24 protein-coding genes are annotated in these 26,403 nt (G+C 68.0%); 14 read left to right on the forward strand and 10 right to left on the reverse strand.

The features are described from left to right. The first annotated feature begins 34 nt into the window (after nt 1–34). From ASC66_RS00600 to ASC66_RS00620, 5 genes are all read left to right on the forward strand, one after another. Entirely contained in the window at nt 35–1,498 is a 1,464-nt protein-coding gene (locus tag ASC66_RS00600) for an RNB domain-containing ribonuclease (RefSeq protein ID WP_055833292.1), read from the forward strand. A 49-nt stretch (nt 1,499–1,547) separates the two neighbouring features. Next, nucleotides 1,548–3,056, forward strand: coding sequence for a DNA-3-methyladenine glycosylase 2 family protein (locus tag ASC66_RS00605; RefSeq protein ID WP_055833295.1), 1,509 nt, complete (start codon nt 1,548–1,550; stop codon nt 3,054–3,056). Between the two features lie 45 nt (nt 3,057–3,101). Beyond that, on the forward strand, nt 3,102–3,773 hold the full coding sequence (locus ASC66_RS00610; RefSeq protein ID WP_055833299.1) for a FadR/GntR family transcriptional regulator: 672 nt from the start codon (nt 3,102–3,104) through the stop codon (nt 3,771–3,773). 99 nt (nt 3,774–3,872) lie between these two features. After that, nucleotides 3,873–4,250, forward strand: a complete 378-nt coding sequence (locus ASC66_RS00615) for an L-rhamnose mutarotase (protein WP_055833302.1) — start codon at nt 3,873–3,875, stop codon at nt 4,248–4,250. Beyond that, nucleotides 4,250–5,110 (forward strand): amidohydrolase family protein, encoded by an 861-nt coding sequence (locus tag ASC66_RS00620; protein ID WP_055833306.1) that lies wholly within the window; start codon nt 4,250–4,252, stop codon nt 5,108–5,110. The genes ASC66_RS00615 and ASC66_RS00620 overlap by 1 nt, the downstream gene beginning before the upstream one ends. Before the next feature lie 72 nt (nt 5,111–5,182). Here the strand turns inward: ASC66_RS00620 and ASC66_RS00625 are convergent, their stop codons facing one another. Both ASC66_RS00625 and ASC66_RS00630 read right to left on the reverse strand, forming a co-directional pair. Then, a complete protein-coding gene (locus ASC66_RS00625) occupies nt 5,183–6,124 on the reverse strand; it encodes an aldo/keto reductase (RefSeq protein ID WP_055833308.1) in 942 nt (313 codons plus the stop codon). Further along, on the reverse strand, nt 6,121–7,428 hold the full coding sequence (locus ASC66_RS00630; protein WP_055833310.1) for an L-fuconate dehydratase: 1,308 nt from the start codon (nt 7,426–7,428) through the stop codon (nt 6,121–6,123). The genes ASC66_RS00625 and ASC66_RS00630 overlap by 4 nt, the downstream gene beginning before the upstream one ends. Nucleotides 7,429–7,560: 132 nt before the next feature. On the opposite strand from ASC66_RS00630, the gene ASC66_RS00635 reads away from it, so the two are divergent. From ASC66_RS00635 to ASC66_RS00645, 3 genes are all read left to right on the forward strand, one after another. After that, the gene (locus tag ASC66_RS00635; protein ID WP_055833313.1) at nt 7,561–8,406 is read left to right on the forward strand and encodes a fumarylacetoacetate hydrolase family protein; all 846 of its coding nucleotides are present in this window, start codon (nt 7,561–7,563) and stop codon (nt 8,404–8,406) included. Between the two features lie 27 nt (nt 8,407–8,433). Continuing rightward, a complete protein-coding gene (locus tag ASC66_RS00640) occupies nt 8,434–9,207 on the forward strand; it encodes an SDR family NAD(P)-dependent oxidoreductase (protein WP_055833316.1) in 774 nt (257 codons plus the stop codon). 225 nt (nt 9,208–9,432) lie between these two features. Further along, complete coding sequence (locus tag ASC66_RS00645) at nt 9,433–10,308, forward strand: fumarylacetoacetate hydrolase family protein (protein WP_055833318.1); 876 nt, start codon at nt 9,433–9,435, stop codon at nt 10,306–10,308. 280 nt (nt 10,309–10,588) lie between these two features. Here the strand turns inward: ASC66_RS00645 and ASC66_RS00650 are convergent, their stop codons facing one another. From ASC66_RS00650 to ASC66_RS00660, 3 genes are all read right to left on the reverse strand, one after another. Further along, a complete protein-coding gene (locus ASC66_RS00650) occupies nt 10,589–12,040 on the reverse strand; it encodes an aspartate ammonia-lyase (protein ID WP_055836031.1) in 1,452 nt (483 codons plus the stop codon). 278 nt (nt 12,041–12,318) lie between these two features. After that, entirely contained in the window at nt 12,319–12,711 is a 393-nt protein-coding gene (locus ASC66_RS18380; protein ID WP_235496615.1) for a DUF4190 domain-containing protein, read from the reverse strand. A 160-nt stretch (nt 12,712–12,871) separates the two neighbouring features. Then, nucleotides 12,872–14,455, reverse strand: a complete 1,584-nt coding sequence (locus tag ASC66_RS00660) for an amino acid permease (RefSeq protein ID WP_055833322.1) — start codon at nt 14,453–14,455, stop codon at nt 12,872–12,874. A 241-nt stretch (nt 14,456–14,696) separates the two neighbouring features. Between ASC66_RS00660 and ASC66_RS00665 the strand changes: the two genes are divergently transcribed. The 5 genes from ASC66_RS00665 to ASC66_RS00685 are packed head-to-tail and all read left to right on the forward strand — an operon-like array spanning nt 14,697 to nt 19,833. Next, nucleotides 14,697–16,064, forward strand: a complete 1,368-nt coding sequence (locus ASC66_RS00665; RefSeq protein WP_055833325.1) for a glutamine synthetase family protein — start codon at nt 14,697–14,699, stop codon at nt 16,062–16,064. Further along, entirely contained in the window at nt 16,045–16,803 is a 759-nt protein-coding gene (locus ASC66_RS00670; RefSeq protein ID WP_055833328.1) for a gamma-glutamyl-gamma-aminobutyrate hydrolase family protein, read from the forward strand. The genes ASC66_RS00665 and ASC66_RS00670 overlap by 20 nt, the downstream gene beginning before the upstream one ends. Further along, nucleotides 16,800–18,155 (forward strand): aldehyde dehydrogenase family protein, encoded by a 1,356-nt coding sequence (locus ASC66_RS00675; protein ID WP_055833332.1) that lies wholly within the window; start codon nt 16,800–16,802, stop codon nt 18,153–18,155. Before ASC66_RS00670 ends, ASC66_RS00675 begins: the two co-directional genes overlap by 4 nt. Before the next feature lie 59 nt (nt 18,156–18,214). Continuing rightward, nucleotides 18,215–19,021, forward strand: a complete 807-nt coding sequence (locus tag ASC66_RS00680) for a 3-oxoacyl-ACP reductase (protein WP_200944663.1) — start codon at nt 18,215–18,217, stop codon at nt 19,019–19,021. Nucleotides 19,022–19,071: 50 nt separating this feature from the next. Beyond that, nucleotides 19,072–19,833: a FadR/GntR family transcriptional regulator gene (locus ASC66_RS00685; protein WP_055836039.1), complete on the forward strand. Its 762-nt coding sequence runs from the start codon at nt 19,072–19,074 to the stop codon at nt 19,831–19,833. A 329-nt stretch (nt 19,834–20,162) separates the two neighbouring features. Here the strand turns inward: ASC66_RS00685 and ASC66_RS00690 are convergent, their stop codons facing one another. After that, nucleotides 20,163–21,692 (reverse strand): NCS2 family permease, encoded by a 1,530-nt coding sequence (locus ASC66_RS00690; RefSeq protein WP_082491914.1) that lies wholly within the window; start codon nt 21,690–21,692, stop codon nt 20,163–20,165. 84 nt (nt 21,693–21,776) lie between these two features. Between ASC66_RS00690 and ASC66_RS00695 the strand changes: the two genes are divergently transcribed. Continuing rightward, nucleotides 21,777–23,051: a uracil-xanthine permease family protein gene (locus ASC66_RS00695; protein WP_055836044.1), complete on the forward strand. Its 1,275-nt coding sequence runs from the start codon at nt 21,777–21,779 to the stop codon at nt 23,049–23,051. A gap of 101 nt (nt 23,052–23,152) precedes the next feature. Here ASC66_RS00695 and ASC66_RS00700 read toward each other — a convergent pair whose 3' ends face one another. From ASC66_RS00700 to ASC66_RS00715, 4 genes are all read right to left on the reverse strand, one after another. Then, nucleotides 23,153–23,488 (reverse strand): hypothetical protein, encoded by a 336-nt coding sequence (locus ASC66_RS00700; protein WP_055833334.1) that lies wholly within the window; start codon nt 23,486–23,488, stop codon nt 23,153–23,155. Then, on the reverse strand, nt 23,485–24,663 hold the full coding sequence (locus ASC66_RS00705) for an inorganic phosphate transporter (protein WP_055833337.1): 1,179 nt from the start codon (nt 24,661–24,663) through the stop codon (nt 23,485–23,487). The genes ASC66_RS00700 and ASC66_RS00705 overlap by 4 nt, the downstream gene beginning before the upstream one ends. Nucleotides 24,664–24,803: 140 nt before the next feature. Then, nucleotides 24,804–25,313, reverse strand: a complete 510-nt coding sequence (locus ASC66_RS00710; RefSeq protein ID WP_055833340.1) for an 8-oxo-dGTP diphosphatase — start codon at nt 25,311–25,313, stop codon at nt 24,804–24,806. Between the two features lie 10 nt (nt 25,314–25,323). Continuing rightward, nucleotides 25,324–26,355 carry a 6-phosphofructokinase gene (locus ASC66_RS00715; RefSeq protein ID WP_055833343.1) on the reverse strand — a complete coding sequence of 344 codons (1,032 nt, stop codon included), beginning with the start codon at nt 26,353–26,355 and terminating at the stop codon, nt 25,324–25,326. Nucleotides 26,356–26,403: the final 48 nt, after the last annotated feature.

Genomic DNA, 26,403 nt, shown 5'->3' on the forward strand with positions numbered 1-26,403 from the left:
CCCTACTTTACCGGCGCGCCTCTAGGCTGAGCGCATGCCGACCCGCCGCCCGCACGTCACCGCTTCAGCGGCGCAGACGGAGCTGGCCGCGACGCTCGCCGAGCTGCGCATCTCGCTCGAGCTTCCCGGCGATTTCCCTGAGGATGCCGTGGCAGAGGCCGTCCGGGCGGCGGCGCACCTCGAGCTTCCGCAGCACGACCTCACCGACGTCGAGTTCGTGACGATCGACCCGCCGACCGCGACGGATCTGGACCAGGCGATGCACATCGAGGCGCTGCAGGGGCCGGCCGGCGGCTTCCGGGTTCGCTACGCGATCGCCGACGTTCCCGCGCTCGTCTCCCCCGGCGGCGCGGTCGACCGGGAGGCGCGAGTGCGCGGTCAGACGCTCTACGCAGCAGACGGCCGCATTCCGCTGCATCCGCCCGCCATCGGCGATGGGGCGGGCTCGCTGCTGCCGGATGCGCTGCGCAGCGCGTACGTCTGGGATTTCACGCTCGCCGCGGACGCGGCCGTGCGGAGCGCGACCGTGCAGAGAGCGCGGATCCGTTCTCGTGCCCGGCTGAGCTACGCCGAAGCACAGCGCTCGATCGACGACGGCACAGCGAGCGGGCCGCTCGCCCTGCTGAAGCCCGTCGGACTGGCGCGGATCGAGTTGGAGCGGCGCCGGGGCGGCGCCAGCCTCAACTCCCCGGACGAGGAGATCGTGCTCGGCCCTGACGGCTACACGTTGCGGCGCCGCGAACCGCTGCCCGTCGAGGACTGGAACGCCCAGCTCTCGCTGATGACCGGAATGGCGGCCGCCGGCATCATGATCGCCGGCGGCGTCGGGATCCTGCGCACGATGCCGACGCCGAGCGAGGACGAGTTCGCGAGCTTCCGTCGGCAGACGATCGCACTCGGCCTGCCGTGGCCGGAAACCCAACCGTATGGCGAGTACCTGCGCGCCCTCGATCGACAGAACCCCGCGGCTCTGGCCGTGCTGCAGGCCGCCACCAGCTTGTTCCGCGGGGCGGGCTACGTGGCGTTCGACACGGCGGCAGGACTGCCGGCCCCGCGCGACACCATTCAGTCGGCGATCGCGGCGCCCTACGCGCACACGACGGCACCGCTCCGGCGGCTCGTCGACCGTTGGAGCCTCGTCATCTGCGCGGCACTCTGCGCCGGCGACGCCGTTCCGGAGTGGGCCAGGCACGGTCTCACGGAACTCCCCTCCATCATGGCGGCGAGCGCCAGACGCGCGTCCGAGCTCGACGCCGCGTCGGTCAACCGTGTCGAGGCCGCGCTGCTCAGCGACGACGTCGGTCGACGCTTCGAGGCCACTGTGCTCTCGCTGCGCGGCGAATCCGCGCGGGTACAGCTCGCCTCGCCTGCGGTGACGGCGGAGTGCCATGCGCCTCGGCATCCATCGCCCGGTTCCCGGGTGAGCGTGCTGCTGCTCGCCGCCGACATCGCCAGCGGCAGCGTGCGCTTCGAGGTGGTTGAGCAGCCGGCACGCTGATGTCTGTTTTCCGCTACCGAGCGGTGCGCGCGCATGTCAGTCTTGGTGCATGACGCAACGAACGGACGACGCAGCCACCGCGCTCTTCACGGAGCGCTACCGCGCCATGAGCTCGCGCGATGCCCGCTTTGACGGCCAGTTCATCACCGGCGTGCACTCGACCGGCATCTACTGCCGGCCGAGCTGCCCGGCCACGACGCCGAAGCCGGGCAACGTCTCGTTCTACCTGACCGCCGCCGCCGCACACGAGGCCGGGCTGCGTGCCTGCAAACGGTGCCTGCCGGACGCCGTGCCGGGCTCGCCGGAGTGGAATGTGCGCGACGACCTCGCGGCCAGGGCGATGCGACTCATCGTGGACGGCGAGGTGGAGCGCACGGGCGTTCCCGGTCTCTCCGCCCGCCTCGGCTACACGCCCAGACACCTGACCCGGGTGTTGCAGGCCGAACTCGGCGCCGGCCCGCTGGCGCTCGCCAGAGCGCAACGCGCACAGACGGCCCGCGAGTTGCTCGTGAACACCGAGCTGCCCATCAGCGACATCGCCTTCGCCGCCGGATTCGGCAGCGTGCGCCAGTTCAACGAGACGGTCGCGGCGGTGTACCAGCAGACGCCGTCTGCGCTGCGGCAGCGCGGTGCAGCACGGCGGGCGCGGCACGCTGTCACCCCGCTCGCCGCGGCCGAACAGGGCACGGCCGTCTCGCTGCGGCTGCCGGCCCGCGCACCGTTCGACGGTGCTGGCGTGCTCGGCTTCCTGGGCGTGCGCGCCGTCGCCGGGGTCGAGAGCTTCACCGACGGCGTCTACCGCCGTGCCGTGCGGCTGCCGGCCGGCGTCGCGACGATCAGCCTGCGCATGGATGGCACCGCCGCCGCCCCCGTGATCGCCTGCGACGCGACCCTCGACGAGCTCAGCGATCTGGCACCGCTCGTCACGCGCGTGCGCCGCCTGCTCGACCTCGACGCGGATGCCGATGCGATCGACTCCGCGCTCGCCGCCGACCCAGCGCTCGCCCCCGCCGTCGCAGCCGTTCCCGGAATCCGGGTGCCAGGCAGCATGAGCCCGGAGGAGACGCTGTTCCGGGCACTCATCGGGCAGCAGATCTCTGTCGCCGCGGCCCGCACGACGCTCGGCCGCCTGGCGGCCGCCCTCGGCGACCGGCTGCCCGAGCCGCGGGGCGGCTGGCTGCTGTTCCCGACGGCCGAGCAGATCGCGGTAGGCGGGCGTGCCGTGCTGCGCGGCCCGGCGGCCCGCATCGACACGATCATGCGGGTGGCGGAGGCGCTGGCATCCGGAGAACTGCACCTCGACGTCGGCGAGAGCACGGAGGAGCTCACCGCTCGACTCACCGCGCTGCCCGGGATCGGCCCGTGGACCGCCGGCTACGTCGCGATGCGCGTGCTCGGCAGCCCCGATGTGCTGCTGACGAGCGATCTCGCGATTCGGCAGGGCGCTGGCAGGCTGGGACTCCCGGGCGACGCGAGGGCGCTTGCCGCTCACGGCGCGGCGTGGGCGCCGTGGCGCAGCTACGCCGGCATGCACCTGTGGAGGGCGCTCGCGGGCTGAGCGAGTGGAGCCGCCCGGGCCGAGGGCCGCCGCTAGTATGGCCCCATGGCTGTGACCGACGAAGCGATTCTCAAGATCAAGGACATGATCGTCTCCGGCGCACTCCACCCCGGCGATCGCCTGCCGCCGGAGAAGGAACTCAGCGAGGAGCTCGGCCTCTCCCGCAGCTCGCTGCGCGAGGCGGTCAAGGCACTCGAGGTGATCCGGGTGCTCGACGTGCGGCGCGGCGATGGCACCTACGTCACCAGCCTGGAGCCGGCTCTGCTGCTCGAGGCCATGTCATTCGTCGTCGATCTGCACGGCGACACGTCCATTCTGGAGATCTTCGCCGTGCGGCGGATCCTCGAGCCGGCCGCGACCGCGCTGGCCGCGGACTCGATCGACGAGGACACGATCGCCGAGCTCACAGCGCTCATCGCCGACGTCGACGGCTCCACCTCGGTGGAGGGCCTCGTCGAACACGATCTGGAGTTTCACCGGCGGATCGTGGCCGCGGCAGGCAACAGCTACCTCTCCAGCCTGATCGATTCGCTCTCCAGCCACACCGTGCGCGCCCGCATCTGGCGCGGCATCACGCAGGAGAACGCCGTCGAGCGAACCCTGCACGAACATGCGGCGATCGTCACGGCGCTCGCCCAGGGCGATGCCAAACTCGCCAGCGCGCTCACCGTCGTGCACATCAGCGGGATCGAGCACTGGCTGCGCGAGGCCCTCTGAGCCCCGGATACATCTGATGCCTGACGGTGTCGATGGTCACATTGCGGGTTCTTCTGGCATCCTTGTCTGAATACATCGGACGAATGGAGCCCAGAACACATGATCGTCGCACTGCACTCTGAGATCCGGGCCGGGGCCGTCGACGGCTACCGCGCCGCGCACCTCACCATTCCAGAGGAACTCGTGGCGAGCTTCGATCGCTTCGGCATCCACGATTGGACGATCTGGCGTTCCGGCCACCGACTGTTCCACCTGGTCGACTGCGACGACTTCGACGCCGCCCTCGCGGCCCTCGACGCGGACCCGGCGAATGAGCGCTGGCAAGGCGACATCGGTCGTTACGTCGAGCTGTTCCGCGGCGCGGACGGCGAGGAGGGATTCAGCCCGCTCGAGCAGGTCTGGGCGCTCAGCGCCCAGAAGAACAGTGCACAGAAGAACAGTGCCCAGAAGAACAGCGCCCAGAAATCAGGCGCCTGATGGGGGTCATCGACTCACACGTTCATGTCTGGGACACGCAGCGATTCGATTACCCGTGGCTGGCCGGACTGCCCGCGCTGAACGCACCGATGCTGCCCGGCGACGTCGACCGCGCGGGCGGACGCGTCAGCGGGATGGTCTTCGTCCAGGCCGATTGCGCTGCGGAGAGTTCGCTGGATGAGGCCCGCTGGGTCAGCGGCGCGGAGTGGCCGGAGCTCCTGGGCATCGTGGCAGCGGCGAATCTGCACGACGAGGCCGGCCTGCCACGCCATCTCGACGCGCTCGTCGAGATTCCGGGCGTCGTCGGCATCCGTCACCTGCTGCAGGGCGAACCGGATGCCGTCTTCGACAGCCCGGCCCTGCGGAACGGGCTCGGCCTGCTTGCGGCACGCGGGTTGAGTTTCGACGCCTGTGTGCGGCACGATCAACTGCCCCGGCTCGTCACGCTGCTGCGCGGCCTGCCGCAGCTCAGGGTCGTGCTCGACCACCTCGGCAAGCCGCCGATCGATGAGGGCATCGACAGTGGCGCCGGCCGGGCGTGGGCTGAGGCCATCGGACATCTCGCCGCGCTGGACTCCGTCACGGTCAAGCTCTCCGGCCTCACCGCTGAGACGCGCGATGCCGCGGCGCTCGACCGCAACGCCGGCGCATTCATCCGGCACGCCGTCGAGAGCTTCGGCGCCGACCGGGCCATGATCGGCAGCGACTGGCCGGTGAGCGCACTGCTCGGGTCGGGTGGAACGCTCGAGGCCTGGCTCAGACGCGTGCACGAGGCCACCGGCGCGTCGGCCGCCGAGCGCGCCGCAATCGAGGGCGCGAGCGCGCAGTCGTTCTACCGCCTTCCAGCCACCGCCGGCTAAGACGGCGCCCGGCTTGCCGGAGCCGGACGACTACGGCGTCGGTGATTCAGGCCCAGGTTACTCAGGCCGCGCTCAGGCCGCCTCGAGGGCGGCCCAGAGCTCCTCCGGAATGGGCGCGGACGCCCGGAGCAGGTTCTCGCGAACCGCCTCGGCACGCGAGGTGCCGACGACGACCGTCGCGACGGCCGGGTGCCGTGCGGGGAACTGCAGCGCGGCGGCAGGCAGCTCGACGCCGAACTCGGCGCACACGGCGGCGAGCCTCCTGGCGCGCTCGAGAACCTCGGCGGGCACAGCTGTGTAGTTGTAGCTGGCGTCGGCTGCCGGCGTGTTTGTGGCGAGCAGGCCAGAGTTGAACACGGCGGCGTCGACGACGCGGACGCCGTTCTCGAGGCACGCGGGCAGCAGTTCCTCGGCGGCGGGCTGCTCGAGCAGCGTGTAACGACCGGCGATCATGACGAGGTCGATGTCTGCCTCGAGCACGGCGCGGGTGGCGACGGCCGCATCGTTCACGCCGATGCCGATCGCGCGCACGAGACCCTCCTCGCGGAGGTGGGCGAGCGCGGGCAGCCCCTCGGAGAGCCCCCGCTCGAGGTCGTAGCCGTCCGGGTCGTGCAGGTACAGGATGTCGATGTGGTCCAGCCCCATGCGCTCGAGGGAGTCCTCAAGGCTGCGGCGCACGCCGGCCTCGCTCGGGTCGTAGACCCGCATCAGATCGTTGGGCACCGCGAAGGCGTGCTCGTGGTCGGTCCCGCCGGAGAAGTCGGGGTTCGGAACGAGCAGACGCCCCACCTTGGTCGAGACGATGAACTCATCGCGCGGCTTCTCGCGGAGGAACGCGCCGAGCCGGCGCTCCGAGAGCCCGAGACCGTAGTGCGGGGCGGTGTCGAAGTAGCGGATGCCGCCATCCCACGCCGCGTCCAACGTCGCCCGCGCCGTGGCGTCATCCACGCTCCGGTAGAGGTTGCCGATGGAGGCCGCACCGAATCCGAGCGGGCCGAAGGCGAGTTCGCTCACGCGCTGACCTTACGGCCGCTGTGCGAGCCGGTCCAACTGAACTCGGTGATCGAGGACGCGTGCATCTCGGCGCCGGCGCCGGGGGCCAGCGGGGCACGGTAGTTGCCGTTGTCGATCACGACGGGGGTCACGAAGTGCTCGTGCAGGTGGTCGACGAACTCGATCACCCGGCCGTCCTTGCTGCCGGAGACGGCGATGAAGTCGAACATGCTGAGGTGCTGCACGGCCTCGCAGAGGCCGACGCCGCCGGCGTGCGGGCAGACGGGAACGCCGAACTTGGCGGCGAGCAGCAGGTTCGCGATGTTCTCGTTCACGCCGCCGACGCGCGCCGCGTCGATCTGCATGAAGCCGATGGCATCCGCCTGCAGCAGCTGCTTGAAGATGATGCGGTTCTGGGCGTGCTCTCCGGTGGCGACCGGGATCGGCGCGATGCCGCGGGCGATCGCCGCGTGGCCGAGCACGTCGTCGGGGCTGGTGGGCTCTTCGACCCAGGTGATGTCGAAGCGCTCGAGCGCCTTGACCCAGGCGATGGCGTCGGCGACATCCCAGCGCTGGTTCGCGTCGATCGCGATGGGGAAGCCCTCTCCGCAGGTCTCGCGGGCGATCCGCAGGCGGCGGATGTCGTCGTCGAGGTCGGCGCCGACCTTCAGTTTGATCTGGGTGAAGCCGTCGGCGATCGCCTCGCGGCAGAGCCGCGCGAGCTTCTCGTCGGAGTAGCCGAGCCAGCCGGGGCTGGTCGTGTAGCCCGGGTAGCCCTCGGCGAGCAGCCGCGCCTCGCGCTCGGCGCGGCCCGGCTCGGCCGCCCGGAGGATCTCCAGCGCCTCCTCCGGCGTCAGTGCGTCGCTGAGGTAGCGGAAGTCGACGAGCGAGACGATCTCTTCTGGACTGAGCGACGCGAGGAGCTGCCACAGCGGCTTGCCCTCGCGCTTGGCGCGGAGATCCCAGAGTGCATTGATCACGGCACCGATGGCCATGTGCATGACGCCCTTCTCCGGGCCGAGCCAGCGCAGCTGGGAGTCGTGCATGAAGAGACGAGAGGTCGCACCCATGTCGCCGAGGAGCTCCTCGACGTTGCGTCCGAGGAGGTGCCCGGCGAGCGTGTCGATCGCGGCGACCTCGACATCGTTGCCACGGCCGATCGTGAAGACGAATCCGTGCCCTTCGAGGCCGTCTTCGGCATCCGTGCGGATGACGAGGTAGGCCGCCGAGTAGTCGGGGTCCGGGTTCATGGCATCGGAGCCATCCAGCTGGAGTGACGTCGGAAAACGGACGTCGCTGGTGTCGACACTGGTGATGATGCTCATGGAAACCTTCCCTTGGGGTCAAGTGACTATAAACATCCGATCTTTAGCTTGTCAATCGAGCGCCTTTCGGAAACAATGGGGACAGCAGCGTCGCGAGTGCGCGCAAGAGTTCTGATGATTGGAAGTAGTTCAATGAGATTTGCCCGCCTGGGAGCCGTCGGTCGTGAGACGCCCGTCCTTGTCGACGGCGAGGTCAACTACGACCTCAGCGGCATCACGCGTGATATCGACGGCGAATTCTTTGAGTCCGACGGCCCGGCCCGCGCCGCCGCCGCCGTGGCCGCCGGTGAGCTTCCCGTGTTCGAGGCCGACGGCATCCGTGTCGGTGCGGCGATCGCCCGCCCCAGCGCGGTCATCTGCGTCGGCATGAACTACGCCGCGCACGCCGCCGAGTCCGGCTCGGCGCCGCCGGAGAACCTCGTCATGTTCCTCAAGACGCCGAACACCGTCGCGGGCCCCTTCGACACCGTCTCCATTCCCCGCGGCAGCACCAAGACCGACTGGGAGGTCGAGCTCGGCATCGTGATCGGCGCCCGCGCGAGCTACCTCGACTCGCCGGAGGACAGCATCAGGCACATCGCCGGCTTCGTCGTCGCCAACGACCTGTCAGAGCGCGAGTTCCAGCTCGCGGTGTCCGGCGGCCAGTGGAGCAAGGGCAAGTGCTCCCCCGGCTTCAACCCCACCGGCCCCGTCGTCGTCACGCCCGACGAGGTCGACTACGCCAATCTGCGCCTGCGCAGCTGGGTCAACGGCGAGCCGCGCCAGGATTCCTCAACCGCCGACCTCATCTTCAACGTCGACTACATCGTCTGGCACCTCAGCCAGTTCCTCACCCTCGAGCCCGGCGACCTCGTGCTCACGGGAACCCCGGAGGGCGTCGCGCTCTCCGGCCGCTTCCCCTACCTCGGCGCCGGCGACGTCGTCGAGGTTGAGATCGAGGGACTCGGCCGCCAGCGACAGGAATTCGTGCAGGCCTGACCGCCCGCACCGAGAGGAATCACCGACATGACATCTGAGACCACCACCCAGCCTGAGCTCGCCGGCCTCGTCGCCATCGTCACCGGCGGAGCCTCCGGCATCGGCGCGGCCATCGCGACACGCCTCGCCGGCCAGGGCGCCCGGGTCGCCGTCTTCGACCTCAACCCGGATGCCGCGGACAAGGCGCACTTCGCCGTGCCCGTCGACGTCTCCGACGACACCAGCGTGCGCGCCGGCGTCGCCGCCGTTGCCGAACGCTTCGGTCGCATCGACATCGTCATCAACAACGCCGGCATCGGAGCGCAGGGCACGATCGAGGCCAACGGCGACGAGGAGTGGCACCGCGTCTACGACATCAACGTGCTCGGGCTCGTGCGTGTCTCCCGGGCCGCGCTGCCCTGGCTGCGCCGGTCGCCGGCTGCCGCGATCGTCAACACCTGCTCCATCGCCGCGACCGCCGGCCTGCCGGAGCGCGCCCTCTACAGCGCAACCAAGGGCGCCGTGCTCTCGCTCAGCCAGGCCATGGCCGCCGACCACCTGCGCGAGGGCATCCGCGTCAACACGGTGAACCCCGGCACCGCAGACACCCCCTGGGTGCAGCGCCTGCTCGGCACCGCAGCCGACCCGGCAGCGGAACGTGCAGCGCTCGAGGCGCGTCAGCCGCACGGCCGCCTCGTCTCGGCCGACGAGGTCGCCGCGGCCGTCGCCTACCTCGCGAGCCCGCTCGCCGGATCGACCACCGGCACCTCGATCGCCGTCGACGGCGGCATGCAGGGCCTCCGCCTCCGCCCGATCGCGTAGCACGACGCGCAGCGTCGCGAAAGGCGGCAGCGCCTTCCATGGAAGCCTGCAGAACCGTCACCGCTGCTGGTGCGGTCATGCGAAGCGTCGGGGCCGCCATTCGCGTCGGCCCCGACGCTTCGGCATCTCCTGCGCGGGATATCTGTGTGTATCAGGCAATGTATTCCGAGATCTGCTGGTGAATAGATACAAGATAAATTGGGCGATGGCCGATAGCGTAGAGAAGTGAAGTTTGCGCATCTCAGAGTCGAAGGCCAGTCCACCCCGCGTCTCGCGGTCACCATCGGCGGCGGAGCGCTCTTCCTCGACGAGGTGATGGACGAGGCCCCCGTCGATCTGCAGGAGCTGATCGAGCGCGGAGCGCCGGGCCTGGCCCATGTTCGAGCCGTCGTCGACCAGGCCGTCGCGCAGCGCGTCTCGCTCACGCCGACCGACGAGCTCCGGCACGCATCGGCAGTGCTCCGTCCCCCGCACATCCTCGCGGTCGGCGCCAACTATGCCGCACACGCGAGCGAGCTCAAACTACGCAGCGAAAGCGCCATGACCGTCTTCTCGCTGTGGCCGAATTCGCTCACCGCTCACGAGGCCACGACGACCTGGCCGGGCGACATCACCCAGCAGGTCGACTACGAGGCGGAGCTCGGCGTCATCATCGGCAAGCCGGCCCACAATGTCTCGGTGCGTGACGCGCTCGACTACGTCTGGGGCTACACCGTCGTCAACGACATCACAGCGCGCGATCTGCAGTTCAGCGAGGCGCAGTGGTCCCGGTGCAAGTCCTTTGACGGCTTCACCCCGACCGGGCCCGTCGTCGTGACGGCCGACGAGGTGCCGGACCCGCAGGACCTCTGGCTGACGACCAACGTCGATGGCCGCGTCCTGCAGGACGCCTCGAGCGGCGAGATGGTGCGCACGGTCGCCGAGATCATCGCCTACCTCTCGCGATCGGCGACGATCCCGGCCGGAACACTCATCTCGACGGGCAGCCCGGGCGGAGCAGGCTACTCCCGTACCCCTCCGGTCTTCCTCCGCGACGGATCAACCGTCACCGTCTCGATCGGCGGCATCGGTTACCTGACCACGCACTGCCGCGTCATCTGATTTCGACAGGCTCAATCAGCGGGGAGCAGCTCAATCAGCGGGAAGTAGCTCAATCAGCGGGGAGCAGCTCAATCAGCGGGGCTGCGGGAACCCCGCTGGTCGAGTAGGCCGTCCACGGCCGTATCGAGACCAAGGCCCCGCGAATGCCCCTGCCCGCGAGATCTCGACACGCTCGTTCCTCGCTACTCAATCAGCGGACTGATCACTCAGCGGGGGCGGCCGACAGCGGAAAGGCTCGGCCCGCGGGTTGTCCCGCGGGCCGAGCCTTTCTCGCTCTGAGTTACTCGGAGGGCTCGCCCTGCAGATCGGTCACCGCGACGGTGGCAGCGGCGTCCATGCCGGAGAGCTTGCTCGGCTGCAGCTGTTCCGTCACCTCATCGCGGGTCATCAGGCCGGCCGCGACGACGAGGTCGGCGACGGGGTGGCCGGTGCTGAGCGCGACCTTGGCGATCTTCGCTGCCTCGGTGTATCCGATGAACGGGATGAGCGCGGTGATCACACCGACGCTGGAGGCGACCATCGCCTCGAGGCGGTCCTCGTTGGCGGTGATGCCGTCGACGCAGTTCACGCGCAGCGTCCAGCATGCCTGCGTCATCCACGCCAGGCCCTGGAACAGCGAGTGCGCGATGACAGGCTCGAAGGCGTTCAGCTGCAGCTGCCCGGCCTCCGCGGCCATGGTGACCGTGACGTCGTTGCCGGCGATCGCGTAGGCGACCTGAGAGACGGCCTCTGGGATGACGGGGTTGACCTTGCCAGGCATGATGCTCGAGCCGGCCTGCATGGGCGGCAGGTTGATCTCACCGAATCCGGCCTGCGGGCCGGAGGAGAGCAGGCGCAGGTCGTTGCAGATCTTGGAGAGTTTGATCGCGCTGCGCTTGAGCGATCCGCTGAAGGACATGAAGGCGCCGGCGTCGCTCGTCGACTCGATCAGGTCGGGGGCGCTCTCGATCTTGAGCCCGGTGATCTCGCTGAGGTGGCGCACGGCGGCGGCGGCGTAGCCCGGGTCGGCCGTGATGCCGGTTCCGATGGCCGTCGCGCCCAGGTTGACCTCGGCCAGCAGCCAGAGCGTCTCGGTGAGTCGGTCGTAGTCCTCGCCCAGCGTCGTCGCGTAGCCGTGGAACTCCTGGCCGAGTGTCATCGGCACGGCATCCTGCAGCTGGGTGCGGCCGACCTTCAGGATGTTGTGGAACTCGACGCCCTTCTTCGCGAACGAGTCCTGCAGCAGGCGGAGCTCGGCCAGCAGGTGGCGCAGCGAGAAGGCGAGGCCGACCTTGATGGCGGTCGGGTAGGTGTCGTTGGTCGACTGGCTGCGGTTGACGTCATCGATGGGGTGCAGGATGTCGTAGCGCCCCTTCTCGTAGCCGGCGAGCTCGAGCGCGAGGTTGGTGATGACCTCGTTGGCGTTCATGTTGGTCGAGGTTCCGGCCCCGCCCTGAATGACACCGACGACGAACTCCTCGTGGCGGGCACCCTGGATGATCCGCGTGCAGGCCGCGTCGATCCAGCGGCCCTTCTCCGCGGTGAGCGCGCCGACCTCGACGTTGGCACGGGCGCAGGCCTGCTTGACCTGGGCGAGCGCACGCACGAGGTCGGGGTAGACCGAGATCGGTCGCTTGGCGATGGGGAAGTTGTCGAGTGCGCGCTTCGTGTGCACACCCCAGTACGCGTCTTCGGGAACCTCGACGGTTCCGAGCGAGTCGCTCTCCAGGCGGAATCCGGGGCTTGCCTGCATGAGTGGCTCTTCCTGTGTTGCCGCGCGAGCGATGCCAGTGGCACCCTCCGCGAACGTTGTTGACGTGCTGCTGGGCGTGCTAATCGACACGAACGGCTCCATTGCCTCGAGGTGGTGCGAGCCTGCGGCTCTCAGTTACCCCTCAAGCCTATCGCGAGAGCCGTGCACGATTCCGGGCACCGGCCGCAGAAAACGGCGCAGAAACGCCGTATGGCGCAACACTGTGCATGTTGCGCCACACGGCGGTCGAAATATTCGGCGGCGGTGCCGCCGCGGCGTCAGAAGCTGCCGAAGGGCAGGAACGCGAACGGAAGCATCACGATACCGAAGAGCAGGGCGCCCAGGCCGATGAGCACAGAGCCCGCGAGGAGCGCGCCGTTCAGCACGACGCCCCAGATCGCCATGGTGCGGCTGCTCGGTTCCCGCTTGAGCGCGAGGATGCCGAAGACGAGGCCGGCGACGGGCAGGAAGAAGGTCCAGCCGGCGACGATCGAGACGACACCGAGCACGAGGCTCGAGATGCTCATCCACTGCTTCTCAGCCGCCGATGCTGGCGCGGCTGCCGGAGCGGGAGCCGCGAATGGCTGGCCGCTGTTCGTGCCTTCGGCTGCCGGCGCGGTGGGCGCTGGCTCGGCGGGAGCCGACGGAACAACGGGGATGGTGGCGGACATGAGTGGTCTCCTTCGTAAGCGGTGTGTGTGTGTGTGCCCGTTTCGAGCACATCAATAACGTTACGGAGCTTCCGTTCAGCGAACTATGGGGATATCCCCCGGAATGGCCGGTGGGGCCTCCGCCGTAGCGAAGACCCCACCGATCCGTCGTGACTGCCAGCTAGGGGCGAGGTTCCGCGACCTCGTCACGTCCGGCTGCGTCGAGACCGGCTCCGTCGACTCCGTCGCCGGCGAGCAGCTCCTCCTCAACCGCTCCGCCGTAGCCCTCGGCCTCCGGGTCGCCGTGCAGCCCGCCGGAGACGGCGTACTCCTCTTCCGGTGAGAGCACGAGGCGCTTGCGCCCCCACACCGCGAAGCCGATCAGCATGACGGCGTAGACGACGACGATCGCGACGATCGCCGGCCCGAAGGTCGGGTTCAGCAGGAAGCCGACGAAGATCAGCGCCGCGATGATGGCCGCGATGATCGCGCCTGGGACACCCCACGGGCTGATGTAGGGCCGCTTGGCGTTCGGGAACTTCTTGCGCAGGATCACGAAGGCCGTCATCTGCAGCAGGTACGCCAGCACGGCACCCCAGACGGCGATGTTCAGCACGATCGCGCCGGCTACGCCGGCCGATCCGCCGGCGGAGTCCACGATGACGAGCGCGACGAAGCCGATGATGCCGCCGGCGAGCAGCGCGACCCATGGCGTCTGGCGCTTGCCGGTGAGCGAGAGGAACTTCGGGTAGTAGCCGGCACGCGAGAGCGAGTACATGTTGCGTCCGTAGGCGAACATGATTCCCTGCAGGGATGCCAGCAGTCCGACGAGTGCGAAGAGTGCGAGCACTGCGGCGACACCGTCACCGACGATGGCCCTGAACCCGTCGAGCAGTGGCTCGCCAGCAACACCCGTTGCCTCGGCGCCGAGGATTCCCGTGTTGAGGAACAGCACCAGGAGCCCGGTCACGATGAGCGTTCCGCGCGCCCAGAGGCCGGCACGCGGGATGTCGCGCACCGGGTTGTGCGCCTCTTCGGCGGCGAGTGGCAGTTCCTCGATGCCGAGGAAGAACCACATGGCGAAGGGCAGCGCGAACAGGATCGGCAGCACGCCGTGCGGCAGGAAGGAGCTCTGTCCGGCATCCGGGACGATGTCGAAGAGCTTGTCCCAGCTGAACAGGCCGGAGGTCATCGCCATCACCGAGAACACCAGCAGGATGCCGATCGAGATGATCGAGACGACGATCGCGAAACGGAAGGAGATCGCAGCACCGGCGGAGTTCAGCAGGATGAACGCGACGTAGAGAACGATCCACCACACCCACGCCGGCATCGAGAAGCCGAGCAGCTCCGAGGTGATGCTGTCGGCGTACGCGGCCGAGAAGTACACGATGACGGCCGTCGTCGCGACGTACTCGATCGTCTCGGCCAGGCCGGTGACGAAACCGCCCCACGGCCCCATCGCCGCGCGGGAGAAGGAGTATGCGCCTCCCGTGTGCGGCATGGCGGAGGACATCTCCCCGATGGAGAAGATCAGGCCGTAGTACATGACCACGAGCACGGCGAAGGCGATGAGCATTCCGCCGAAGCCGGCGAAGTCGATGCCGAAGTTCCAGCCGGAGAAGTCGCCGGAGATCACGGCGGCGACGGCGAGTCCCCAGAGTCCCCAGACGCCGGCGGAGCGCCTGAGCTTGCGCTTCTCAAAGTAGCCGGCTTCGGCAGTCGTATAGGTGACTCCCGACACATTCAAGGTGTCTTTGGACATTCACATTCCTTCGCGCTCTGGGTGCGACCCCGCACAAACGGGGCCGGCGGCTGGGCAGGTGACTTGCTGGCATGACTATAGGGCCTGCAATGGTTCGACGTACATACCTTTAGAAGAAAGTATTTCGACGATTTCTGCGAGCTGGTCTCAAATTTGACCTGCCGCGCTGAACGTTCCTGTGATGTAATGGTCGCAAAGCAAACCATTCTTGGTTCTGTGTGTGCTCACTGAGGAGATGCGTATGACCCCCCGCTCCGGAAACCTGTCGCTCGAGGAGCTCACCGCTCTGGTCAGGGTCGGCGAGATCGACACGGTCATCGTGGCCTTCACCGATATGCAGGGGCGCCTGGTCGGCAAGCGGGTCTCCGCCCGGCTGTTCGTCGAGGATGCCGCGGAGCACGGCGTCGAGTGCTGCAACTACCTCCTCGCGGTCGACGTCGAGATGAACACGGTCGACGGCTACGCCATGTCCGGCTGGGAGCGCGGCTACGGCGACATGGCGATGATCCCCGACTTCGACACCCTGCGCATGGTGCCGTGGCTGCCGGCGACCGCCATGGTCACCGCCGATCTGCAGTGGCTCGACCACAGCCCCGTCGTCGCATCGCCCCGCCAGATCCTCAAGGCCCAGCTCGAGCGCCTCAGCGAACGGGGGCTCGTGCCCTTCGTCGGCACGGAACTGGAGTTCATTGTCTTCGACGACAGCTACCGCCAGGCCTGGGCCAAGGGCTACCGCGAACTGACCCCGGCATCCGATTACAACATCGACTACGCGCTGCTCGCCTCGACCAGGATGGAGCCGCTGCTGCGCGACATCCGCAACTCCATGGACGCCGCCGGCATGTACTCGGAGGGCGTGAAGGGCGAGTGCAATCTCGGTCAGCAGGAGATCGCCTTCCGCTACGCCCACGCCCTGGCCACCTGCGACAACCACTCGATCTACAAGAACGGTGCGAAGGAGATCGCGGACGCGCACGGCAAGAGCCTCACCTTCATGGCGAAGTTCAACGAGCGCGAGGGCAACAGCTGCCACATCCACATCTCGTTGCGCGGCGAGGACGGCTCCGCCGTGTTCGCCGACGCGAGCGATGAGCACGGCATGTCGAAGATGTTCCGCCACTTCATGGCTGGCCAGCTCGCCGCCATGCGCGAACTCACGCTGTTCTTCGCCCCGAACATCAACTCGTACAAGCGCTTCGTTGACGGCAGCTTCGCCCCGACGGCCGTCGCGTGGGGCCTCGACAACCGCACCTGCTCGCTGCGTGTGGTCGGCCGCGGCCACGGCATGCGCGTGGAGAACCGCGTTCCCGGTGGCGACGTCAACCAGTACCTGGCCGTCGCCGCCCTCATCGCCGCCGGCCTGCACGGGATCGAGAACGAGCTCGAGCTCGAGGACGTCTTCGTCGGCAACGCGTACGACGGCGACGCAGAGCGCGTGCCGAGCAGTCTGCGCGAGGCCGCCGCCCTGTTCTCCGAGTCGGCGATCGCCCGCGCGGCGTTCGGCGACGAGGTGGTCGATCACTACCTGAACAACGCGGCCGTCGAGCTCTCCGCCTACGACGCGGCCGTCACCGACTGGGAGCGCATCCGTGGCTTCGAGCGACTCTGAGAGACTCGCCGCCGCCCCGGTGATCGGCATCACCACCTACCTGGAGCAGGCGCAGACCGGCGTGTGGGACGTGCGGGCGTCATTCCTGCCCAAGGTCTACATCGACGCGGTGACGGATGCCGGCGGCATCGCCGTGCTTCTGCCGCCGCAGCCCGTGAGCCCTGCGACGGCACGGCGACTGCTCGATTCGCTCGACGGCCTCATCGTCTCCGGCGGCGCCGATGTGGATCCCGCCCGCTACGGTCAGCAGCCACACGCCAAGACCGGAGCGCCGCGCACCGACCGTGACGCGTGGGAGGACGCACTGCTGACTGCGGCCATCGACGCCGAGCTGCCGTTCCTCGGCATCTGCCGGGGCGCCCAGATGCTCAACGTCGCACTCGGCGGCACCCTGCACCAGCACCTGCCCGACGTCGTCGGCAGCGAGAAGTACCAGCCGGCACCGGCGGAGTTCGGCAGCGAATCCGTGAGCGTCGCGGCGGGCACCGCCCTCTCCGCTCTCCTCGGCGACGAGCTCGACGTGCACGTCTACCACCACCAGGCGCTCGATCGGGTGGCCGATGGACTCATCGTGAGCGCGCGGACCGACGACGGCGTGATCGAGGCGGTCGAACTGCCGAGTGTTCCATTCGGAGTCGCCGTGCAGTGGCATCCGGAGGAGAACGCGGCGGACCGACGACTCTTCGCCGGCCTCGTGGTCGCCGCGGGGAAGTACGCGAGCCAGAAGGAGCAGCAATGAGCTACACGATCATCAATCCTGCCGACGAGAGCATCGTGCAGAGCGTCGAGCACCTGGACCTCGAGGCGACGGATGCCGCCATCGCCCGCGCGGCGCTCGCGCAGCGTGCCTGGGCGCCAGTCGCACCGGCGGACAAGGCCCGTGCGCTCCGCCGCTTCGCCGCTGCCGTCGACGCCGACATCGAGAACCTCGCACAGACCGAGATGCGCAATTCCGGCCACCCCATCGCGCAGGCGCGCTGGGAGGCCGGACATGTCCGCGACGTGCTCGACTACTATTCCGCATCGCCTGAGCGACTCTTCGGCAAGCAGATTCCGGTCGCCGGAGGCCTCGACGTCACCTTCAACGAGCCGCTGGGCGTCGTCGGCGTGATCACGCCGTGGAACTTTCCGATGACAATCGCCGCGTGGGGTTTCGCACCGGCGCTGGCCGCCGGCAACGCCGTCGTGCTGAAGCCGGCGGAGTGGACGCCGCTCACCAGCATCCGCCTGGCGGAACTCGCCCTGGAATCCGGGCTGCCAGAAGGACTGTTCCAGGTGCTGCCCGGCCGTGGCTCCGTCGTCGGCGAACGCTTCGTGACGAATCCGACGGTGCGCAAGATCGTCTTCACCGGCTCGACCGCGGTCGGCAAGCGGATCATGGCCGGCTGCGCAGATCAGGTCAAGCGCGTCACTCTCGAACTCGGCGGCAAGAGCGCCAATATCGTCTTCGCCGATTCCGATCTCGAGAAGGCCGCGGCGACGGCGCCGTACGGTGTCTTCGAGAACGCCGGCCAGGATTGCTGTGCCCGCAGCCGGATCCTCGTGCAGCGAAGCGTCTACGACCGGTTCATGGAGCTGCTCGAGCCGGCCGTGCAGGGCGTCGTGGTCGGCGATCCAGCGCTGGAGAGCACGGAGATGGGTCCGCTCGTCTCCCGTGCCCACCTCGATTCGGTGAGTTCCTTCGTTCCGGATGACGCACCGATCGCCTTCCGCGGCAGCGCGCCGAGCGGCGCCGGCTATTGGTTCGCGCCGACCGTGCTGACGCCGGAGCGCGGGGACCGCTGCGCCCGCGAGGAGATCTTCGGCCCGGTCGTCACCGTGCTCCCCTTCGAGGACGAAGCCGATGCCCTCCAGCTGGCCAATGACAGCGACTACGGCCTCTCTGGCTCCATCTGGACCCGCGACCTCGGCCGCGCCATCCGGGTCGCGCGCAGCGTCGACTCGGGCAATCTGTCTGTCAACTCGCACTCCTCCGTGCGGTACAGCACCCCGTTCGGCGGATTCAAGCAGTCCGGGCTCGGCCGCGAACTCGGCCCGGACGCCCCGCTGGCATTCACCGAAACCAAGAACGTCTTCCTCGCCGTCGACTGACACACGAACAGAGCTTGAAAGAGCAGAGCATGAACGAGCAGAGCATGAAAGAGAGCACCATGAGCGCAGCAGTTTCCCCCACGATCACCCCCATCGACCTGACCCAGCGCCTGGCCGGCAAGGTCGCCGTCATCACCGGCGGCGCCAGCGGAATCGGCCTCGCCACCGCGAAACGCTTCGCCGCGGAGGGCGCGCGCGTCGTCATCGGCGACATGGACGAGACGACGGGCGCTGCGGCGGCCGAACTCGTCGGCGGCCTGTACGTGAAGGTCAACGTCACGGACGAGGAGCAGGTCAACAACCTCTTCGACACGGCGGCGGCCACCTACGGTTCCGTCGACATCGCCTTCAACAACGCCGGCATCTCGCCGCCCGATGACGACTCCATCGAGACGACGGAGCTGCCGGCGTGGGAGAAGGTGCAGGACGTCAACCTCAAGTCGGTCTATCTCTGCTCCCGCGCAGCGCTCCGCCACATGGTGAAGCAGGGCAAGGGCTCGATCATCAACACGGCGTCGTTCGTGGCCGTGATGGGCTCGGCGACGTCGCAGATCTCCTACACCGCGTCCAAGGGCGGTGTGCTCGCGATGAGCCGGGAGCTCGGGGTGCAGTTCGCCCGCCAGGGCATCCGCGTCAACGCCCTCTGCCCCGGCCCGGTCAACACCCCGCTGTTGCAGGAACTCTTCGCCAAGGATCAGGAGCGTGCTCAGCGCCGCCTCGTGCACATTCCGGTCGGCCGTTTCGCCGAACCCGAGGAGCTCGCGGCGGCCGTCGCGTTCCTCGCCAGCGACGACTCCTCCTTCATCACCGGATCGACGTTCCTCGTCGACGGCGGCATCAGCTCGGCCTACGTCACACCGGTCTGAGCACCACCACTGAGCACCTCGCCATTGGCAACCGAGCCTAAGCTGGAATGATGGTCGATTCACCGGACACAGCACAGCACGGCCTCCTGAGCGCCGAGCTGCTGCTGCGACCCGGGAAGACGGCCAACGCCTTCGAGGAGACGGTGCAGCGGCTGCTGCAGACGATCCGGCTCGGGCTCATCGCTCCGGGAGAGAAGCTGCCGGCCGAGCGGGAACTCGCCGCGATGCTCTCGGTGAGCCGTGACACCTTGCGCGAGGCGATCGCCGCCCTGACGGAGGCCGGTTATGTGCTCTCGCGGCGCGGTCGCTACGGCGGCACCTTCGTCGTCGACCCCGTGCCGCGCGGCACGCCGACGGTGGACGCGAACGGCGAGTTGCGGGAGCGCCGAGAGGTGCCGGTTACCGAGATCGAAGACACGATCGTGATCCGCAGCATCCTCGAGCTCGGCGCGGCCAGACAGGCCGCCATGTGTGAGCTCAGCGGCGTGGACAGGGAGCGGCTCTGGCAGGCGCTGGAAGATTGCCGGAGCGCCGCGCCGGGTGACTACCGCAGGCACGACTCCCGCCTGCACCTTCTGATCGCGGAACTGGTCGGCTCCCCCAGCCTGGTTCCCCTCGTGGCCGATGTCCGCATGCGGGTGAATGAGCTGCTCGACGACATCCCCCTGCTCGCCCCCAACATCGCGCACTCGAACGAGCAGCACGAGGCGATCGTGCGTGCCATCTTGCGCGGCAACCCGGATGCCGCCGCCGAGGCGATGAGCGAGCACATCGCAGGCTCCGAGGCCCTGCTGCGCGGCTTCCTCGCCTGAGTGTTCCGACGCCACCGGCGTGCTCGACGCTCCACCATCGTGCCAGCGCACTCGGCTTCGGTCGCTGCCTCGTTCCTCGGCTGCTCCCTCGAGTCAGCGTGCGCGACGCGCAGCGTCGCGAAAGGCCGCAGCCGTCACCAAGGCAACTTTTGGAATCGCAAGCGATGCTGGTGCGGTTTCTACGAGGAGCCGCGCCTGCGTGGTTCCTCGACCGCTCCCGAAGCTTTGAGCGGGTGCGCGAGAGGGGCGGCGGGATCTGCGACCCGGTCGCGAGCAGAAACGACGAAGGGTCGGATGCCAGCGGCATCCGACCCTTCGTCGTTCAGCGGCTACGCGCCGAGCATGGCCTCGATCGGGCCGCGCACGAAGTAGAGCAGGAAGCCGGCCGCGACGATCCAGAGCAGCGGGCTGATGCCCTTGCCCTTGCCGGAAAGCGAGCGGATGAGCACCCAGGCGACGAAGCCCGCGCCGATTCCGTTGGCGATCGAGTAGGTGAGCGGCATCACGATGATCGTGAGGAACACCGGCAAAAGCACGGAGAACTCGCTGAAGTCGATGTCCTTGATCTGGGTCATCATCATGGCACCGACAATCACCAGGGCGGCGCTGGCCACCTCGGAGGGGACGATCGAGGTGAGCGGCGTGAAGAACATGGCGATCAGGAAGAGCAGACCGGTGACGATGTTGGCGAAACCGGTGCGGGCGCCCTCGCCGATGCCTGCGCCGGATTCGATGAACACGGTGTTCGAGGAGCTCGAGCTGAAGCCACCGGCGACCGCACCGATGCCCTCAACGACGAGCGCGCTCTTCAGTCGGGGGAAGTCGCCGTTGGCATCGGCCAACTTGGCCTCATTGGAGAGGCCTGTCATGGTGCCCATCGCGTCGAAGAAGTTGGTGAACACGAGGGTGAAGACCAGCATCAGGGCCGCCAGGGCGCCGATGCGTTCGAAGCTGCCGAAGCTGACGTCGCCGACGAGGCTGAGGTCGGGAAGGCTGACCCACTGTGCGGGCAGCTCAGGAACGGAGAGGCTCCAGCCGCCGGGGTTCGGCTTGCCGTCGACGAAGGAGGGGCCGAGCTTCATGATCGCTTCGACGATCACGGCGATGACGGTGCTGCCGACGAGACCGATGAGCAGCGCGCCCTTCACCTTGCGGGCGACGAGCACACCGGTGATCAGCAGCGTGATGATGAAGACGAGAGTCGGCACGGTGGCGACCGAGCCCTCGACGCCCAGGCCGACGGGCGGTGACGCGGCACCGGTCGAGGTCACGAAGCCGGCATTGACGAGGCCGATGAACGCGATGAACAGACCGATGCCCACGGTGATGGCGAGCTTCAGCTGGATCGGGACGGCCTCGAAGATCAGGCGGCGGAGGCCCGTGGCGGCCAGCAGCACGATGATCAGGCCGTTCACGACGACGAGGCCCATGGCCTCCGGCCAGGTGACCTGACCGACGACGCTCACCGCAAGGAAGGAGTTGATGCCGAGTCCGGCGGCGAAGCCGAAGGGCAGTCGGGCGATGACGCCGAACAGGATCGTCATGACACCGGCCGTGAGGGCGGTGACGGCGGCGACCTGCGGGAACGCGAGCATGTCGCCGTTCACATCGGGGTGACCGCTCAGGATGATCGGGTTGAGGATGACGATGTACGCCATGGTCACGAAGGTGACGATGCCGCCGCGCATCTCGGTGGCGAAGTTGGAGCCGCGCCGGGTGATCTCAAAGTAGCTGTCGAGTCGGGACTTCAACCCCGTCGGTGGTGTTACTGGCGTCTCAGTGGCCGTTGACTGCGAAATGGCTAGCTCCTTGCGCTGAAAATGTGTGAAATCCCCGGCCAATTCTAAGCCGTTTGCCATCAAACGTACGAAATGGCCGCGATCACTCCCTACGATCGTCTGAGGCCATTCGCCGTCATCCCCTCAGAGATCGGAATCTGCAGCATGAACCTGCCCTGGACGCTTCACGGCGATGGAAAGAACGTGGAGGCGAGCGCGGTCGTGCTCCCCGCGGAACGGCTCAGCTGGCCGCGCACGATCGGGCTGGGAACCCAGCACGTCGTAGCCATGTTCGGCGCGACGTTCCTCGTTCCGATCCTCACCGGATTCCCGCCCAGCACGACGCTGTTGTTCTCCGGCATCGGAACGATCCTGTTCCTGCTCATCACGGGCAATCGCCTGCCGAGCTACCTCGGCTCGTCGTTCGCCTTCATCGCCCCGATCACCGCGGCGAGCGTCGGCACCGACCACAGCAACGCGCTGTTCGGCATCGTCGTCGTCGGAGCCATGCTCGCGGCCGTCGGTCTGCTCGTGCAGGTCACCGGAACCGGCTGGATCGACGGTCTGATGCCGCCCGTCGTCGCCGGTGCCATCGTGGCCCTGATCGGTTTCAACCTGGCCCCTGCCGCCGGAGCCAACTTCGCCAAGGCCCCGCTGACGGCGCTCATCACGCTCAGCGCCGTCATCCTCAGCGCAGTACTGTTCCGCGGAATCCTCGGTCGACTCTCGATCTTCATCGGCGTGGTCGTCGGCTATGTGGCCGCCGTGTTCTTCGGCCAGGTGAACTTCGACGCCGTCGCCGCCGCCCCGTGGCTCGGCTGGCCGACCTTCGCCTTCCCCGGCAACCCGTTCACCGACTCCGCCGTGCTCGCGACCCTGCCGGCGTTCATCCCGGTCGTGCTCGTGCTGATCGCCGAGAACGTCGGCCACATCCGCGGCGTCGCCCAGTTGACCGACCCGAGCGTCAACAAGCTCACCGGCCGCGCGCTGTTCGCCGACGGCCTGGCGACGATGCTCGCCGGCAGCTTCGGCGGCTCCGGCACGACCACATACGGCGAGAACATCGGCGTGATGGCGGCGACCCGTGTCTACTCCACCGCCGCGTACTGGGTGGCCGGCATCTTCGCGATCCTGCTCGGCCTCTCCCCCAAGGTCGGAGCCGTCATCAACACGATCCCGGCGGGCGTGCTCGGCGGCGTGACGACCGCGCTCTACGGCCTGATCGGCATCATCGGTGTGAAGATCTGGCTCGACAACAAGGTCGACTTCAACAAGCCGATCAACCAGTTCACCGCCGCGACCGCCCTGATCATCGGCATCGCCGACTACACGATCAACCTGGGTTCCTTCACCTTCAACGGCATCGCGCTCGGCACGATCGCCGCCATCGTGATCTACCACGTGATGAACGCCGTCTCGCGTCTGCGCGGCACCGACTAGCCGCCCCGGCGACCCCACGCCGGGCGCACGCGCGCCAGATACGACAGAACCGCCGTAGACACGTCTACGGCGGTTCTGTCGTATCTGCGGCGCTACCGGGGTCAGCCCAGCAGGTGGTCGCCAATGATGAGGTAGATGCCGACGAGCACGGCAAAGCCGCTGATGCCGAAGCAGACCCATGCCCCGTACAGGGCCGCCCGCTTCTGACCGGCGCTCAGCGGACTCTTGCGCGCCGCCTTGGCAGCGCGCTTCTCCGCATGGCGGAGATCAGCCGGCGTGATGACGGTGATGGCATCGGTGAATTCGGCCGGCGTGACGATGGGCGTGCGCCCAGACACGGTCAGCAGGCGAATGCCCAGGGAGAACGCCGCAACGACGACGCAGGTGCCCACCAGGGCGGAGGCGAGGACAAGGCCGAACGCCGACCAATCGATCACGGCTTGACCTTCTTCTTCGGCTCGGGGTTGGTGCTGATCTGAACGGCGAGGCCGGAATCTGCGACCTCGCTGACGACGTTGTGGTGGGAGATCTCATCGCGGCGAGAGCGGAGGAAGATGGCCAGGATCACAGCGACACCGACAACGGTGTCGATGATGATGCCGATGGGGCCGATCAGGGCGACAAATGCGGCGATCGCGCCGACGGCACCCGCCGCTGGCAGGGTCAGCAGCCAGCCGACGCCGATCCGCCCGGCTGTTCCCCAGCGCACGGTCGAGCCGCGGCGCCCGAGGCCGGAGCCGATCACGGATCCGGAGGCGACCTGCGTGGTCGAGAGGGCGAAGCCGACGTGGCTGGACGCGAGGATCGTGGCGGCCGTTGCGGTCTCTGCCGCGAAGCCCTGGGCCGGCTTGACCTCGGTCAGGCCGGTTCCGAGGGTCTTGATGATGCGCCATCCGCCCATGTAGGTGCCGAGCGCGATCGCGATGGCACAGGTCACGATGACCCACCACTGCACCTCTGAGCCGGCCGGCTGCGTGCCTGCGGCGACGAGGGTCAGCGTGATGACACCCATCGTCTTCTGGGCGTCGTTGGTGCCGTGGGCAAGCGCGACGAGCGAGGAGGAGAAGATCTGCGCGTAGCGGAAGCCGTCGCGCCCATCGGGCTTTCCGTCGTATCGCCGGGTGACGGCGTAGGCGATCTTCGTCGCCAGGTAGGCGATGAGGCCGGCGGTCAGTGGGGCGAGCAGCGCGGGCAGGATGACCTTCGAGGTGACGACCGCGAAGTCGATGGCCCCGGTGCCGAAGCCGACGAGGGCCGCGCCGATCAGGCCGCCGAAGAGGGCGTGGCTGGAGCTCGAGGGAAGTCCGAGCAGCCACGTGAACATGTTCCACACGATCGCGCCGATGAGGCCGGCGAAGATGAGCTCCGGCGTGATGAGCACGCCGTCTTCACCCTCTTTGATGATGCCGCCAGAGATCGTCTGCGCGACCTCGGTGGAGAGGAACGCGCCGACCAGGTTCAAGAGGGCCGCGACGGTGACCGCGACCTTCGGCTTCATCGCACCGGTCGCGATGGGGGTTGCCATCGCGTTGGCGGTGTCGTGGAAACCGTTAGTGAAATCGAAAAACAGTGCAAGCGCGATGACGAGCACGACGATCAGGGTGATATCCACCGGCGTCTTTCTTTAGGGGAAGAGGAGGTCGGTGAGAGTTCACCGGAAATTCACGAGGAATGGCTTGCCGAAATCGAAGAACTGCGGAACACCACGTCGATACTTACACCCGAATCGGCACAGGTCAACCTGAGTCTGGGTCAGTCCACGGGCGAAGTGGCGGAGAGTGTCGCATCCACGACGCTTGCGAGGTCTTCACCGAAGGTGAAGCTGCGTTCGACCCCTCCGCCTGCCAGTACCGCGGGCAACCAAAAGCGCGCGTCATCCCACATTTCCGCGTACGGAACGGCGTCCAGATCGAACCACTCGGGATTCAATTCATCCGATTCGCTGGGATGACGCTCCCACCGTTCGCAGACGAAGACGTGCGACGCCTGGCTCCACGATTCGCGGTGCGGGAAGTGGTAGCTGAGCCTGCCCCGTGGCTGCAGATCTGCTGGCTGCACGAGGACGCCGGATTCCTCCTCGACCTCGCGCACCGCGGCATCCGTCGGCGTCTCCCCAGGCTCGAGTTTGCCGCCGAGTCCGACGAAGTTGCCCTGCCCGAGGCCGAACTTCTTGCGCCCGAGCAGCACCTGCCTGACGCCGCGCTCGTCGGTGCGCAGGAGGTAGACGACGCAGACCTCTGGCAGTGCGGGAGCGGACGACACGAGCGTGTTCCTAGCCGAAGAGGATGCGGGCCTCGTCGAAGCGGTCCTGGGGAACGGTGTTCAGCCCGCCCGTTGCCTCGGCGATGCTGACTGTCTTGATCTCGGTGCCGCGCAGCGACACCATCGAGCCCCACTGCCGCTCGTAGACGGCTTCGACGGCCGCCATGCCGAGACGCGTCGCCAGCACGCGGTCGTATGCGCTCGGGGCGCCACCACGCTGGATGTGACCGAGAACCGTCGCGCGCGACTCGATGCCGGTGCGCTCCTCGATCATCGGAGCCAGCAGGTCGGCGATGCCGCCCAGGCGGGGCCGGTTGAAGGCATCGAGGCCCTTGTGCGAGTGCGCCTCCGTCATGCCCTCGAGGGTGAAGCCCTCTGCAACGACGACGAGCGGCGCGCGGCCGCGGTCGCGCACGGACTCGACCCACTCGCAGATCTGCTCGATGGACTGCGGCTGCTCCGGGATGAGGATGGCGTGCGCGCCGCCGGCCATGCCGGAGTGCAGGGCGATCCAACCGACGTGGCGACCCATGACTTCGAGCACCATGCAGCGCCCGTGGGAATCGGCTGTGGTGCGCAGGCGGTCGATCGCCTCGGTTGCGATCTCCACGGCGGTGTCGAAGCCGAAGGAGTAGTCGGTGGCCGTCAGGTCGTTGTCAATCGTCTTGGGGACGCCGACGACGTTGATGCCGCCCTCGTCGTGCAGGCGACGGGCTGCGGTGAGGGTGCCTTCGCCGCCGATGGCGATGATGGCGTCGATGCCGTTCTCATCGAGCATCCGCTGGATGTTCTCCGGGCCGCCGCCCTCACCCTCGAAGGGGTTCGTGCGGCTGGAGCCGAGGATCGTTCCACCCTGCTTGGCGAGACCGCGAACGTCGTGGCGGTGCAGGGGCATGATGTCGGCCTCGACGACGCCCTTCCACCCTGACTTGAAGCCGACGAACTCGGTGTCGTGCGAGATGACTCCCTTGAGCACGGCTCCGCGGATCACGGCGTTCAGTCCGGGGCAGTCGCCACCGCTCGTCAAGATACCGATCTTCATGCGCCCTACGACTCCTCTGTGGTTCTCATGCTGTGATTCCGACGCGCT

Source organism: Leifsonia sp. Root4, from assembly GCF_001425085.1.
GTDB lineage: Bacteria > Actinomycetota > Actinomycetes > Actinomycetales > Microbacteriaceae > Microterricola.

Coding starts and splice junctions, on each gene's coding strand:
- ASC66_RS00605 (WP_055833295.1), top strand. CDS start 1,548: ATGACGCAACGAACGGACGACGCAGCCACCGCGCTCTTCACGGAGCGC.
- ASC66_RS00610 (WP_055833299.1), top strand. CDS start 3,102: ATGGCTGTGACCGACGAAGCGATTCTCAAGATCAAGGACATGATCGTC.
- ASC66_RS00715 (WP_055833343.1), bottom strand. CDS start 26,355: ATGAAGATCGGTATCTTGACGAGCGGTGGCGACTGCCCCGGACTGAAC.
- ASC66_RS00680 (WP_200944663.1), top strand. CDS start 18,215: ATGAGCGCAGCAGTTTCCCCCACGATCACCCCCATCGACCTGACCCAG.
- ASC66_RS00690 (WP_082491914.1), bottom strand. CDS start 21,692: ATGGCAAACGGCTTAGAATTGGCCGGGGATTTCACACATTTTCAGCGC.
- ASC66_RS00695 (WP_055836044.1), top strand. CDS start 21,777: ATGAACCTGCCCTGGACGCTTCACGGCGATGGAAAGAACGTGGAGGCG.
- ASC66_RS00600 (WP_055833292.1), top strand. CDS start 35: ATGCCGACCCGCCGCCCGCACGTCACCGCTTCAGCGGCGCAGACGGAG.
- ASC66_RS00615 (WP_055833302.1), top strand. CDS start 3,873: ATGATCGTCGCACTGCACTCTGAGATCCGGGCCGGGGCCGTCGACGGC.
- ASC66_RS00660 (WP_055833322.1), bottom strand. CDS start 14,455: ATGTCCAAAGACACCTTGAATGTGTCGGGAGTCACCTATACGACTGCC.
- ASC66_RS18380 (WP_235496615.1), bottom strand. CDS start 12,711: ATGTCCGCCACCATCCCCGTTGTTCCGTCGGCTCCCGCCGAGCCAGCG.
- ASC66_RS00640 (WP_055833316.1), top strand. CDS start 8,434: ATGACATCTGAGACCACCACCCAGCCTGAGCTCGCCGGCCTCGTCGCC.
- ASC66_RS00620 (WP_055833306.1), top strand. CDS start 4,250: ATGGGGGTCATCGACTCACACGTTCATGTCTGGGACACGCAGCGATTC.
- ASC66_RS00685 (WP_055836039.1), top strand. CDS start 19,072: ATGGTCGATTCACCGGACACAGCACAGCACGGCCTCCTGAGCGCCGAG.
- ASC66_RS00630 (WP_055833310.1), bottom strand. CDS start 7,428: ATGAGCATCATCACCAGTGTCGACACCAGCGACGTCCGTTTTCCGACG.
- ASC66_RS00635 (WP_055833313.1), top strand. CDS start 7,561: ATGAGATTTGCCCGCCTGGGAGCCGTCGGTCGTGAGACGCCCGTCCTT.
- ASC66_RS00665 (WP_055833325.1), top strand. CDS start 14,697: ATGACCCCCCGCTCCGGAAACCTGTCGCTCGAGGAGCTCACCGCTCTG.
- ASC66_RS00650 (WP_055836031.1), bottom strand. CDS start 12,040: ATGCAGGCAAGCCCCGGATTCCGCCTGGAGAGCGACTCGCTCGGAACC.
- ASC66_RS00675 (WP_055833332.1), top strand. CDS start 16,800: ATGAGCTACACGATCATCAATCCTGCCGACGAGAGCATCGTGCAGAGC.